The organism is Nonomuraea sp. NPDC001636 (genome assembly GCF_040298265.1).
Lineage (GTDB): Bacteria > Actinomycetota > Actinomycetes > Streptosporangiales > Streptosporangiaceae > Nonomuraea.
Genome location: NZ_JBEOZT010000002.1, coordinates 659706 through 672890, shown reverse-complemented (window position 1 = coordinate 672890; position 13185 = coordinate 659706). Strand labels below are relative to the sequence as shown.

The following is a 13185-nucleotide window of genomic DNA, read 5'->3' as shown; positions in this document are numbered from 1 at the left end:
CATTAACTTTCCATGGGGATCCGGTAGAGCAACTCTGGCCGGCCCACCCCGCCGTACTGCGGCACGCGCACCGCCGTCCCCAGCTCGACCAGGTGTTCCAGGTAGCGGCGGGCGGTCACCCGCGACACCCCGACGGCCTGCGCCACGCTCTGCGCGGTGCTGCCGCCGGGCCGCTCGCGCAGCCGCGCCGACACGGCGTCGAGGGTGTCGCGGGCCAGCCCTTTGGGCAGCTCGGAGCTGCCGCGCAGGGTGCCGAGCACCCGGTCGACGTCGCCCTGGGCGACGATCACGCCGGTGTCCTGCCTGAACCGGGCGTAACGCGCCAGCTTCTCGGCCAGGGTCGCGTAGGTGAACGGCTTGAGAAGGTACTGGGAGACGCCCAGCGACACCGCCGAGCGCACCGTCGCCAGGTCGCGCGCCGAGGTGACGGCGATGACGTCGCACAGCAGCCCGCCGGCCCGCACCGCGCGGCACACCTCCAGGCCGTGCATGTCGGGCAGGTACAGGTCGAGCAGGATGAGGTCGACCGGCCGGCCGCGCAGGAACCGCAGCGCCTCGCCGCCCGAACGCGCCACCCCGGCCACCTCGAACCCGGCCACCCGCTCGACGTAGACCCGGTTGGCCTCGGCCGTGATCTCCTCGTCCTCCACGATCAGCACGGAGACCGCCGCGCCCTGCCGGTTCATCGGACCCGCTCCGGGACCGGCAGCCGCACCGTGAACGCCGACCCGGCCACCTCGATCGTGCCGCCCAGCCGCCGCACCGCCTGCCCGACCAGCGCCAGCCCGAGCCCGTGGCCGTCGCCCTTGGTGGTCCAGCCCTTCGCGAACGCCTCCGGCGCGGTCAGCCCCGGCCCGTCGTCGGCCACCCTGATCACCACCCCGTCCACGTCCGCGCTCAGGTGCACCTCGACCCGGGTGGCCGCGTCGAGGGCGTTGTCGACCAGGTTGCCGACGATCGTCACCAGGTCGCGCGGGTCCAGGCCCAGGTCGTCGAGGTCGCTGTCGGGCGTGAGCACCAGCTCGCCGCCGCGTTCGGCCGCCTCGGCGCTCTTGCCGAGCAGCAGCGCGGCCAGCACCGGCTCGCGCACCGCGCCCACCACCCGGTCGGTCAGCTCCTGCGCCGCGCGCAGCTCGGCCGTGCCCAGCGCGACGGCCTGCTCGGTGCGTCCCAGCTCGACCAGCGTGATCACGGTGTGCAGCCGGTTGGCGGCCTCGTGCGCGGCCGAGCGCAGCGAGTCGGCGAAGCCGCGTTCGGCGTCGAGCTGCCCGGCCAGCGCCTGCAGCTCGGTGTGGTCGCGTACGGTCACCACCGTGCCGAGCCTGCTGGCCGCGCCGTTGACGGCCAGCACCCGGTCGCCGGCCAGGTGCACGCGTTCCTCGTGGCCCTCCAGCAGCGCCGACAGGCCCAGCTCGGCCATGTGCCGGCCCTCGGCGTCCGGCGGCAGGTCCAGGAGCTGCCTGGCGGCGTCGTTGCAGAGCGTCAGCGTGCCGTCGCCGCCGACCAGCAGCAGGCCCTCCCGCACGGCGTGCAGGACGGCGTCGTGGTGGTCGTGGATGCGGCCCAGCTCCACCGGGCCGAGCCCGTGGGTCTGGCGGCGCAGCCGTGCGGTGACCAGCCACGTCCCGGCCGCGCCGAGGCCGAGCGCGAGGGCGGCGACCAGGCCGCTCCAGGCGATCTGGTCACGCAGCCGGGCGCTGATCCGGTCGACCGTGATGCCCGCGCTGACCAGGGCCCGGACCCGGCCGCCGGACCATACGGGCGTCACGGCCCGCTTGGAGGGGCCGAGCGTGCCGGTGTAGGTCTCGACGAACGTCCGGCCGGCCAGGGCCCGCCCGGTGTGGCCGAGGAAGCGCCGGCCGATCTCGGCCGGGTTCGGATGGGTGTAGCGGGTGCCGTCCGGCTTCATGATGGTGACGAAGTCGACGCCGGTCTCCCTGCGCACGCGTTCGGCGTACGGCTGCAGGGCCAGGGTCGGCTCCGGGTCGTCGAGGGCGGCGGCCACGCCCGGCGCGGCGGCCACGCTGACCGCCACGGCCCTGGCCGTGGCGCCCGCCTCCTCGGTGAGCAGGCGGTGGGCCTGCACCAGCGCGAGCACCGCGCAGCCCGTCACGGCGACCGCGACCACGACCAGTTGCAGGACCAGCATCTGGCCCGCCAGGCTCCAGCGGCGCATGAGCTCCCCTTGCGTGAACGAAACTTACTCAATCGTGACGTGGGTCACAGCGAGCCGCATAGTCGCACGACCAGCCCCTTTTTCCAAAGCGGTGGAGACCCCTCATGCGTGATCGCACTCGTTACCTGTACCTGGCCGTCATCGTGGCGGTCCTGCTCGGCATCCTGGTCGGGTTCGTCTGGCCGGAGGCGGGCAAGGAGCTCAAACCCCTCGGCACCGGGTTCGTGGCGCTGATCAAGATGCTGATCAGCCCCATCATCTTCTGCACGATCGTGCTCGGCATCGGCTCGGTACGCCAGGCCGCCAAGGTCGGCAAGGTGGGCGGCCTCGCGCTCGGCTACTTCATGGTGATGTCCACCGTGGCCCTGGTCATCGGCCTGCTGGTCGGCAACGTCATCGACCCCGGCTCAGGGCTGCACCTGACCGACGCCGCCCGGCAGGCCGCCGAGGCCGAGGCGGCCAAGGGCGAGGCCACCGGCGGGGTCGACTTCCTGCTCGGCATCATCCCCGTCACGCTGGTGTCGGCCTTCACCGAGGGCTCGGTCCTGCAGACGCTGCTGGTGGCGCTGCTGGCCGGGTTCGCGCTGCAGGCCATGGGCGAGCGGGGCGCGCCGATCCTGCGCGGCGTCGAGCACGTGCAGCGGCTGGTGTTCCGCATCCTGGCCATGGTCATGTGGGCCGCCCCGGTCGGCGCGTTCGGGGCCATCGCGGCCGTGGTCGGCGCCACCGGGATCGAGGCGCTCAAGAGCCTGGCCATCATCATGATCGCCTTCTACGTCACCTGCCTGCTGTTCGTGGGCGTGGTGCTGGGCGCGCTGCTGTGGCTGGTGGCCCGGGTCAACCTGTGGTCGCTGCTGCGCTACCTCGGCCGGGAGTTCCTGCTGATCCTGTCCACGTCGTCGTCGGAGACGGCGCTGCCGCGGCTGATCGCGAAGATGGAGCACCTCGGCGTGAGCCGGACGGTGGCCGGCATCACCGTGCCGACCGGCTACTCCTTCAACCTCGACGGCACCGCCATCTACCTCACCATGGCCACACTGTTCATCGCCTCGGCCACGGGCGCGCCGCTGCAGGTCGGCGAGCAGGTCTCGCTGCTGCTGTTCATGATGGTCGCCTCCAAGGGCGCCGCGGGCGTGACCGGGGCGGGCCTGGCCACGCTCGCCGGCGGCCTGCAGTCGCACCGCCCCGAGCTGGTGGACGGCGTCGGTCTCATCGTCGGCATCGACCGGTTCATGTCCGAGGCCAGGGCGCTGACCAACTTCGCGGGCAACGCCGTGGCCACCGTCGTGGTCGGCACCTGGACCGGCGACTTCGACCGGGAGCGGGCCGCCGAGGTGCTGGCCGGGCGGGCGCCCTTCGACGAGTCCACGCTGATCGACGAGGAGGACGACCGCCCCGAGCCGGAGCCCGATCGGCAGGCCGTGCGCGTCTAGGGTTTGCGCCCGATGCCCGCGTACCCCATGCGGGCGAGGTCGTCGTCGTAGAACGGCGGGCTCTCGGGGTCGGTGAACGGGAAACCGAGCTCCGGCCCCTTGCCCGTGGCCAGACCGGGCGGGATCAGCTCGAAGTCGCCGAAGAAGGCGGCGATCTCCTTGCCCGGCCGCGGGCAGAACGGCGCGTTGGCCCGCCGGTAGAACTGGCTGACGCGGGCCACGCGCTCGGGCGCGTGGTCGGTGCCGACGTGCGACAGGGCCAGGTAGCTGCCGGGCGCGAGCGCGTCCCGGTAGGCGGCCACGAAGCCCTGCGGGTCGTCGGTGTCGGGGATCAGGTGCAGCAGGAACATCATGAGCACGGCGACGGGCCTGCCGAAGTCCAGCAGCCCGCGCACCTCGGGGCTGTCCAGCACCTCCCGCGGGCGCCGGACGTCGCCGTGCAGCATGGCCACCTGCCCGGGACCGGCCAGCAGGGCCCGCCCGTGGGCGGCCACCACCGGATCGCTGTCCACGTAGACCACGCGGGCCTGCGGCGCGTGCCGCAGCGCCACCTCGTGCACGTTCTCGGCGGCCGGCAGGCCGGAGCCCAGGTCGAGGAACTGGGTGACGCCCTGTTCGCACAGGTACCGCACCACCCGGCCGATCAGCAGCCGGTTCTCCCGTGTGCCGTCCCTGACCTCGGGCATCGCGCTCAGCACCAGCTCGGCCAGCTCGCGGTCGGCCGGGAAATTGTTCTTTCCGCCCAGGAAGTAGTCGTACATGCGCGCGGTGTTGGGGATGTGAGGATCCACGCCCTGGGGGACTTCTTGCGTCATGAGGGCATGATCCACTAACTGGCTGCCGGAAATCTACGCTTTCGACATCAGATGGCCGGAAGGCGCAGGACGAACCGCGCCCCGCCCGGACGGTCCTCCACCCGCACGCTGCCCCGGTGGGCCATCGCCACGTCCCTGGCGATGGCCAGGCCGAGCCCGGTGCCGCCGGAGTCGCGGCTGCGGGCGGCGTCGAGGCGGGTGAACCGCTCGAAGATGCGCTCGCGGTCGGCCTCGCGGATCTCCTGGCCGTCGTTCTCCACCGCCAGCACGGCGGTGCCGCCCTTGGCCGGGCCCGCCTCCCTGGAGACCGCGACCAGCACCATGGTCTCGGCGTGCCGCTGGGCGTTGTCCAGCAGGTTCGTCAGCACCCTGGCCAGCTGCAGGCGCACGCCCTCGACGACCACGCCCTCGGTCAGCTCCAGCCGGGTGGGCAGCTTGTCGCTGCGCACGGCCAGCTCCTGCCGGACGAGCTGGGCCAGGTCCACCGGCTCCCTGGCCACGTCCACCCGGGAGCCGATCCTGGCCAGCAGGAGCAGGTCGGTGATGATCGCCTCCAGCCGGTCGGTGTCCCGCAGGGCGCTGTCCACCAGCGCCTCGACGTCGGTGTCCTCCGGGTAGAGCTGGGCGCTCTCCAACTGGGCGCGCAGCCCGGCGATCGGGGTGCGCAGCTCGTGGGAGGCGTCGGAGGCGAACTGGCGCTGCTGCAGCGCGGAACGTTCCAACCGGGCCAGCGTGTTGTTGACGGCCTTGGCCAGCATGGCGACCTCGTCCTCGCCGCCCGGCTGGGTGACCCGGTGGCTCAGGTCGCCGGCGCTGACCGCGTCCAGCTCGGCGCGCATGGTCGCCACCGGGCGCAGCGCGCGGCCGGTGACCAGCCAGGTCGCCCAGGCGGTGAGCGCGATCAGCACCGCCACCTGGGAGAACACGATCACCTCCAGCGTCTGGGAGGCCAGCACCTCCGGGGTGCTGCGGCCGGCGTAGACGATGGGGGAGTCCTCCGACATGCCGGCCTTGACCGCCGACAGGTGCACGCACTCGGTCGGCAGGCAGTTGGTGGTGTTGACCACCCGGCTCTCGGCGGTGGGCCGCACGTCGCTGAGCGGCGGCAGGTTCCTGGCCGCGTCGCTGCTGGCCAGGACGCGGCCGTCGGTGCCGACGATCTGGATCAGGTCGATGGACGGGTTGGGCACCGGGATCGTGGCGCCCTGCGGCAGCCCGCCCGCGCGCATCTCCGAGGCCACCCGCTCGGCGGTGTCCCGCGTGTCCCGGTAGACGCCGGCCGTCACCAGCGACCGCGAGACGATGCACCCGGCGATGCCCACGGGGATCAGCACGAGGGCGGCTACGGCCGTCGCGATGAGGGTGACGCGTCCGCGCAGGGAGCGGGCCCACAGGGGTGGCACTCCCCGAGACTACTAACCGTCATTGCCGCCAAATGCCGCGTCAAGGGAAAGGTTCCCCCAACCTCAACGCTGGATCCACACGGTGGTGTCCGGCGGGACGGAGCCGTCGGCCGCCAGCGGGCCGCTAGCCAGCAGCACCGTGCCGGGCACGACCGGGGCGACCGGGCGCTCGCCGGTGTTGAGCATCACGACCAGGCCCGGGTCGCGCTGGACGGCCAGCACGTCCTCGGGGGTCTCCAGCCACCGCAGCGTGCCGCCGCCGAGCGCGGGGTGCTGCTTGCGCAGCCGGAGCGCGGCCCGGTAGAGGTTCAGCGTGGAGTCCGGGTCGTGCTCCTGGGCCTCGGCCGACAGCTGCGTCCACGACGGCGGGATCGGCAGCCACGGGTCGCGCCAGCCGCAGCCCGGCTCGCTCGTCCACGGGATCGGCACCCGGCAGCCGTCGCGGCTCTCGCCGGTGCGCCGGAAGGCCGGGTCCTGGCGCAGCTCGTCGGGCAGGTCGAGGACCTCCGGCAGGCCCAGCTCCTCGCCGTTGTAGAGGTAGGCCGAGCCGGGCAGGGCCAGCATGAGCAGCGTCGCCGCGCGGGCGCGGGCCAGGCCGCCGTGCCGGGTGGCGTGCCGCGGCTTGTCGTGGTTGGACAGCACCCAGGTGGTGGGCGCGCCGACCAGCTCGGCCTCCGCCAGCGACTTCTCGATCACCGTGCGGAACGACTTGGCGTGGAAGTCGGCCATCATGAACTCGAAGTTGAACGCCTGGTGCAGCTCGTCGGGCCCGACGTAGCGGGCCAGCCGCTCGGGCGAGGACACCCACGCCTCGGCGACGGCCATCCGCCCGCCGGGGTAGGAGTCGAGGATCGGCCGCCACTCGCGGTAGATGTCGTGCACGCCGTCCTGGTCGAAGTAGGGCACCTGCTCGTCGCCCAGCATCTCGGCCTGGCGGCCCTCCTTCGGGCCCACGTCGGGCAGCCCCTCGGCCTTGACCATGCCGTGGGCCACGTCCACGCGGAAGCCGTCCACGCCCCGGTCCAGCCAGAAGCGCAGGACGTCGCGGAACTCGGCGCGCACCTCTGGGTTGTCCCAGTTGAGGTCGGGCTGCTCGGGCGCGAACAGGTGCAGGTACCACTGGCCGTCCTCGACCTGGGTCCAGGCCGGGCCGCCGAAGATCGACTCCCAGTCGTTGGGCCGGTCGCGGAAGATGTAACGGTCGCGCAGGCCGGCCTGAAACCAGGGGTGGCGGTCCGAGGAGTGGTTGGGGACCAGGTCCACGATCACCCGGATGCCGCGGTCGTGGGCCTCGGCGACCAGGGCGTCGAAGTCGGCCAGCGTGCCGAACATCGGGTCCACGTCCCGGTAGTCGGCCACGTCGTAGCCGCCGTCGGCCATGGGCGAGGTGTAGAAGGGGCTCAGCCAGATCGCGTCCACGCCCAGCCCGGCCAGGTGGCCCAGGCGTTCCCGCACGCCTTTCAGGTCGCCGGTGCCGTCGCCGTCGGCGTCGGCGAAGCTCCGGGGGTAGACCTGGTACACGACGGCGTCCCGCCACCAGTCGTCGTTGCCGAGCATGGCTTTCCTTCCCCCGATGTCCGTGATGTCTGGTGCAGGATGTCGCGCGTCCTTGCGACAGGTCAAGTGCAAGTTTCGGAAAGTTGCAGATTCCCCGTACGCCCGTTATCGAAGGTGCGGCGAGGTCAGCGCGTCGCGGGTCGGATGTGGTTCCGGTAACGCTCTTTCGCAAGTTCTTCCAATTCTTGCAAAGAGCCGCTAACGTCCCGGAAACGTAAGCCGTGAACAGCGGCGGAAAACGATCTTCGGCGGCGGCGCACGCAGGCGCCGCCGCTCCTCCATGACCTCGGGAGGTCTCATGCGTGTACGGGTCCTGGGAGTGGCCGCCCTCTCCACCCTCGCGTTCGCCGCTACGGCTTGTGGTGACTCCGGCTCGACCGCCCCGTCGGCGCAGCCCAGCGGCTCGGCCTCGGCCTCGGCTCCGGCCTCCGCGGCGGGCGGCACGCTGGTCATCTGGGCCGACCCGAGCCGGGTCAAGCCGCTCAAGCCCTTCGCCGACCGGTTCGGCACCGAGAACGGCGTGACCGTCGAGGTGAAGGAGATCAGCAAGGACAACCAGATGACCTTCCTGACCGCCTCCCAGCAGGGCAGCGGCCCGGACATCATGATCGGCGCGCACGACTGGATCGGCAACCTCGTCCAGAACGGCGCCATCGACCCGGTCACGCTGACCGACGAGCAGAAGGCGGCCTTCCCGGAGATCGCCATGAAGGCGGTCACCTTCAACGGCCAGGTGTACGGCGCCCCGTACGCGGTGGAGAACATCGCCCTGATCCGCAACACCAAGCTCGCCCCCGACGCCCCCGCCACGCTCGACGAGATGATCGACAAGGGCAAGGAGCTGAAGAAGGCCGGCAAGGTCAAGGAGGTGCTCTGCCTGCCCGTCGGCGTCAAGGGCGACGCCTTCCACGCCTACCCGCTGTTCGCCTCCGCGGGCGGGGCGCTGTTCGGCCAGACCGCCTCCGGCGACCCCGACCCCAAGCAGGTGCTGCTCGGCTCCGAGGGCTCGGTCAAGGCGTTCGGCAAGCTGAAGGAGCTCGGCGAGAAGGGTGACGGCGCGCTCAAGACGTCGGTCACCAACGAGAACTACATCGTCAACTTCGCCGCCGGCAAGTGCGCCTACCTGATCTCCGGCCCGTGGGCCATGAGCGAGGTCAAGAAGGGCGGCATCTCCTACGACATCACGCCCGTCCCGGCGTTCAAGGACGGCAAGCCGGCCACGCCGTTCGTCGGCGTCCAGTCGTTCTTCGTGGCCGCCAAGGGCAAGAGCAAGGCCCTGGCCCAGGAGTTCGTCGCCAACTACGTCACCAACAAGGACGTCGCCAAGGCCCTGTACGAGGCCGACCCGCGGCCCCCGGCGCTGACCGCCGCCCTCCAGGAGGTCCAGGCCGCCGACCCCGACGCCGCCAAGTTCATGGACGCCGGCAAGAGCGGCATGCCGATGCCCGCCATCCCCGAGATGGCCGCCATCTGGGAGCCGTTCGGCATCGCGGAGACCGCCGTGGTCAAGGGCGGCGACGCCGCCAAGGCCGCCGCGGCCGCGCAGAAGGCCATCGACGGCGCGCTCAAGAACTGACATGACCCAGGACGTGCACGAGGCCGTGGGGACCACCGCGTCCCCGCGGCCTCGCCGGGAGCTGACCACGGCGTTCGTGGTGAGCAGGATCGCGGTGCTGGCCGTGGCCGCGGCGATCCTGCTCTACGCCGTGCCGCCGCTGGTCGCCGCGGAGTCGTGGGTCTCGCTCACGCTGCTCGGACTGGCCGCCGCGGCCATCGCCTACCTGTACCTGACCCGCCGCTTCATCCCGGCCAAGTACCTCGTCCCCGGCACCGTCTTCCTGATCGCCTTCCAGGTGCTGCCCGTGCTCTACACGGTGACCACGGCGTTCACGAACTTCGGCGACGGGCACCGCGGCGACAAGGCCGACGCCGTCACCGCCATCGAGACCGGCTCGGTGCGCCAGGCCCCCGGCTCGCCCGAGTACGGCCTGACCGCCGCCCTGCGCGGCGACGAGCTGGTGTTCCTGCTGGTCGACCCCACGACCAAGCAGGTCCGGCTGGGCACCGCAGAAGGGCTGACCCCGCTCGCGGGCGCCCAGGTCGGCCTCACCGGCAAGGTCCTTTCGGCACCCGGCGTGACCGTGCTGAAGGCGCCCGAGGCGGCCGCCCGCGGCCAGGAGATCTCGGCGCTGTCCGTGCCGACGCCGGGCGGCGCGATCAAGGCCAACGGCCTGAGCCGGGCCGTGGAGGGCAAGGCCGCGCTCGTCTACGACGCCGCCTGCGACTGCGTCAAGGGCAACGGCGACACCTGGACGGCCGACGAGGCCCAGGGCTACTTCGTCAACGCCGAGGGCGAGCACCTGGCGCAGGGCTGGCAGGCGAACGTCGGCCTGGACAACTTCGCCCGCGTGCTGACCAACCCCACCATCTCCGGCTACTTCGTCGGCGTGCTGGGCTGGAACCTGGTGTTCGCGCTGGCCTCCGTGGCCGGCACGTTCGGGCTCGGCATGGCCGTGGCGCTGGCGCTGCACCACCCGCGCATGCGCGGCACGAAGATCTACCGGATCGCGCTGATCCTGCCGTACGCGATGCCGGCCTTCGCCATGCTGCTGGTCTGGCGGGACATGTTCAACCGCGACTTCGGCCTGATCAACCAGTTCTTCGGGCTGAGCGTCGACTGGCTCGGCGAGCCCGTCACCGCCCGCTTCGCGGTCATCCTGGTCAACCTGTGGCTCGGCTTCCCGTACATGTTCCTGGTCACCACCGGCGCGCTCCAGGCGATCCCGCGCGAGCTGACCGAGGCCGCCTCCATCGACGGCGCCACGCCGTGGAAGGCGTTCCGCCGGGTGACGCTGCCGCTGCTGCTGGTCGCGCTGACGCCGCTGCTGATCTCGTCGTTCGCGTTCAACTTCAACAACTTCAACGCCATCGCGCTCACCACCGACGGCGGGCCGTTCCCGGCCGAGAGCCCGCAGGTGGGGGCCACCGACCTGCTGATCACCTACACCTTCCGGCTGGCGTTCGGCGCGGGCGGGGCGCAGTTCGGGTTCGCGGCGGCGATCTCGGTGTTCATCTTCGCGATCGTGGCGGTCATCTCGGCCGTGGCCTTCCGGCGTACCCGCAAGCAGGAGGAGGTCTACGCATGAGGATCGCGCTCAGGCACGTGTTCGTGCTGGCGGTGTGCGCGTTCGCGCTGTTCCCGATCCTGTTCGTGGTCTCGGCCGCGATCAACCCGATGGGCACGCTGGCCTCCACCGACCTGCTGCCGTCGGGGGCGAGCCTGCACAACTTCGCCGACCTGCTCACCTCCGAGGACTATCCGTTCGGCCGGTGGTTCTTCAACTCGGTGTTCATCGCGCTGGTCTCGTCGTTCGCGAGCCTGCTGCTGTCGATGCTGGCCGCCTACGCCTTCAGCCGCATGCGCTTCACCGGCCGCCGGGTCGGGCTGCTGGCGCTGCTGCTCATCCAGATGTTCCCGCAGTTCCTGGCCATCGTGACGATCTTCATGATCTTCACCAGGGTGACCGAGCTGTACCCGGCGTTCGGCTTCAACACCGTCTGGGGCCTGCTGCTGCTCTACCTGGGCGGCGCGCTCGGCGTGAACACCTGGCTGATGAAGGGTTTCCTCGACACCGTGCCCAAGGAGCTCGACGAGGCCGCCACCGTGGACGGCGCCACCCACGCGCAGATCTTCTGGCGGATCATCATGCCGCTGGTCACGCCGATCCTCGCGGTCACCGCGCTGCTGGCCTTCATCGGCATCATGAGCGAGTTCCTCATGGCCAACGTGTTCCTGCGCGACCCCGAGAGCAAGACCCTGGCCGTCGGCATGTACGGCATGATCGCCGGCGACCACCGCAACGCCAACTTCGGCATGTTCGCCGCCGCGACGTTGCTCACCGCCGTACCCACGGTGAGCGTGTTCCTATGGCTGCAGAAGTACATCGTCTCCGGCCTGACGGCCGGGGCTGTCAAGGGATAGGTCCATTGCGTCATGTCGGCGAGCCGCACCACGACGGCTCAGCTCTCTACGTCTCCAGCCGGGAACCGGCGCTCGGCTCGCGGGTGACCCTCTGGCTGCGCGCCCCGCGCGCCGCCGGGATCACCGGGGTGCACGTGCGCACCGTCTGCGACGGCGAGCCCCGCTACGCCGAGGCCCGCGTCGACGACTCCAGGACCGGCACGCCGGTCGCCGGTTACGGCGCCGACGACGTGTGGTGGCAGGCCGAGATCACCGCCGTCAACCCGGTCACCCCGTACCGCTTCCTGCTGCACACCCGCCGCGGCCAGCGGTGGCTGACCGCGGCCGGCCCGGTCGGCCACGACGTGACCGACGCGGGCGACTTCCGTCTGGTCTGCCACCAGGCGCCGCCCTCGTGGATGTCGGACGCGATCGTCTACCAGATCTTCCCCGACCGCTTCGACCGCTCCGGCCCGATGCCGGACCTGCCCGACTGGGCGCTGCCGCGCGACTGGGACCGCGACCCGGTGATCCCCAGCGGCCCCGGCACCGCCCAGCAGTTCTACGGCGGCGACCTCGACGGCATCACCCGGCGCCTGGACCACATCCAGGGGCTCGGCGCCGACACCGTCTACCTGACGCCGATCTTCCCGGCCCGCTCCAACCACCGCTACGACGCCGCGAGCTTCGAGCACGTCGACCCGCTGCTCGGCGGCGACGAGGCCCTGCACCGGCTGTCCGGCGCGCTGCACGCCCGCGGCATGCGCCTGCTCGGCGACATCACCACCAACCACTGCGGCGACGCCCACGAATGGTTCACCGCCGCCGTCTCCGACGTCAACGCCCTCGAACGGGAGATGTTCTACTTCGACCCCGACACCGGCGACTACGAGTCGTGGTGGGGCGTCAAGTCGCTGCCCAAGCTCAACTGGGGCAGCGAGCTGGTGCGCTCCAGCATGCGCGCGGTGCTGAAGAAGTGGCTCGGCCCGCTGGACGGCTGGCGCGTGGACGTCGCCAACATGACCGCCAGGCTCGGCGCCGACGACCGCAACCACGAGGTCGCCGCCATGCTGCGCCGCCAGCTCGGCCCCGAGGCCGCCTTCATCGCCGAGCACAACCACGACGCCTCGCTCGACCTCGACCGCGACGGCTGGCACGGCACCATGAACTACGGCGGCTTCACCCGTCCGGTCTGGGCCTGGCTGCGCGGCCCCGACCTGGACCTGCCGCACTTCCTCGGCGTGCCGGGCGGCGTGCCCGAGCGCGACGGCACCGACACCCTGGCCACGTTCCGGTCCTTCGCCTCGCACATGTCCTGGCGCTCGCTCACGCACTCCTGGCAGCTGCTGGACTCCCACGACTCGCCGCGCATCCGCACGGTGACCGGCTCGCGCGAACGCCACCTGCTGGCCCTCGGCCTGCAGGCCACGCTGCCCGGCACGCCCATGGTCTTCGCCGGCAGCGAGTTCGGCCTGACCGGGATCAACGGGGAGCACTCGCGCACCCCCATGCCCTGGAACCGGCCGCACGACCAGGACCCGGCGACCCTGTCGGCCTACCGCGAGCTGCTCGGATTGCGCCGCGCCGAGCCCGCGCTGCGTCACGGAGGGTTGCGCTGGCTGCACTCCGACGCCGACTGCCTGGTGTTCGCGCGCGAGACGTTCGAGGAGTCGCTGCTGGTGGCCGTCCGCCGGGCGCCCGGCGCCGCACTGCCCATCGGGGCGCAGGCCCAGGGCGTCCACAATGCGCAGGACGGAGACGTGATCCCGGGGGACGGTCCTTCGGTGAGTGTGTGGCGCATCACACGCTGATCACGCTACGGTATGGCCTGGCCCCGTAC

The 13185-nt window shown here is 71.7% G+C and carries 10 protein-coding genes; 5 read left to right on the top strand and 5 right to left on the bottom strand.

Features of this window, described 5'->3' with window-relative positions:
- Positions 1 to 2: 2 nt before the first annotated feature.
- Both ABT158_RS06815 and ABT158_RS06810 read right to left on the bottom strand, forming a co-directional pair.
- The gene (locus ABT158_RS06815; protein ID WP_352351687.1) at positions 3 to 686 is read right to left on the bottom strand and encodes a response regulator; all 684 of its coding nucleotides are present in this window, start codon (positions 684 to 686) and stop codon (positions 3 to 5) included.
- Positions 683 to 2176, bottom strand: a complete 1494-nt coding sequence (locus ABT158_RS06810; protein ID WP_352351685.1) for a sensor histidine kinase — start codon at positions 2174 to 2176, stop codon at positions 683 to 685. Before ABT158_RS06810 ends, ABT158_RS06815 begins: the two co-directional genes overlap by 4 nt.
- A 104-nt stretch (positions 2177 to 2280) precedes the next feature.
- On the opposite strand from ABT158_RS06810, the gene ABT158_RS06805 reads away from it, so the two are divergent.
- The gene (locus ABT158_RS06805; RefSeq protein ID WP_352351683.1) at positions 2281 to 3609 is read left to right on the top strand and encodes a cation:dicarboxylate symporter family transporter; all 1329 of its coding nucleotides are present in this window, start codon (positions 2281 to 2283) and stop codon (positions 3607 to 3609) included.
- Here ABT158_RS06805 and ABT158_RS06800 read toward each other — a convergent pair.
- The 3 genes from ABT158_RS06800 to ABT158_RS06790 form a co-directional block, all read right to left on the bottom strand.
- Entirely contained in the window at positions 3606 to 4424 is an 819-nt protein-coding gene (locus ABT158_RS06800; protein WP_352351681.1) for an SAM-dependent methyltransferase, read from the bottom strand. The genes ABT158_RS06805 and ABT158_RS06800 overlap by 4 nt on opposite strands.
- Before the next feature lie 47 nt (positions 4425 to 4471).
- Positions 4472 to 5827: a sensor histidine kinase gene (locus tag ABT158_RS06795; protein WP_352351679.1), complete on the bottom strand. Its 1356-nt coding sequence runs from the start codon at positions 5825 to 5827 to the stop codon at positions 4472 to 4474.
- Between the two features lie 63 nt (positions 5828 to 5890).
- Positions 5891 to 7384, bottom strand: a complete 1494-nt coding sequence (locus ABT158_RS06790) for a glycoside hydrolase family 13 protein (protein ID WP_352351677.1) — start codon at positions 7382 to 7384, stop codon at positions 5891 to 5893.
- 298 nt (positions 7385 to 7682) lie between these two features.
- Between ABT158_RS06790 and ABT158_RS06785 the strand changes: the two genes are divergently transcribed.
- Genes ABT158_RS06785 through ABT158_RS06770 form a run of 4 tightly spaced genes read left to right on the top strand, consistent with a single transcriptional unit; the run spans position 7683 to position 13156 of the window.
- On the top strand, positions 7683 to 8960 hold the full coding sequence (locus ABT158_RS06785; RefSeq protein ID WP_352351675.1) for a sugar ABC transporter substrate-binding protein: 1278 nt from the start codon (positions 7683 to 7685) through the stop codon (positions 8958 to 8960).
- 1 nt (position 8961) lies between these two features.
- Positions 8962 to 10530 carry an ABC transporter permease subunit gene (locus tag ABT158_RS06780; protein ID WP_352351673.1) on the top strand — a complete coding sequence of 523 codons (1569 nt, stop codon included), beginning with the start codon at positions 8962 to 8964 and terminating at the stop codon, positions 10528 to 10530.
- Positions 10527 to 11366, top strand: coding sequence for a sugar ABC transporter permease (locus ABT158_RS06775; RefSeq protein ID WP_352351671.1), 840 nt, complete (start codon positions 10527 to 10529; stop codon positions 11364 to 11366). Before ABT158_RS06780 ends, ABT158_RS06775 begins: the two co-directional genes overlap by 4 nt.
- A gap of 5 nt (positions 11367 to 11371) precedes the next feature.
- Positions 11372 to 13156 carry a glycoside hydrolase family 13 protein gene (locus ABT158_RS06770; protein WP_352351669.1) on the top strand — a complete coding sequence of 595 codons (1785 nt, stop codon included), beginning with the start codon at positions 11372 to 11374 and terminating at the stop codon, positions 13154 to 13156.
- Positions 13157 to 13185: the final 29 nt, after the last annotated feature.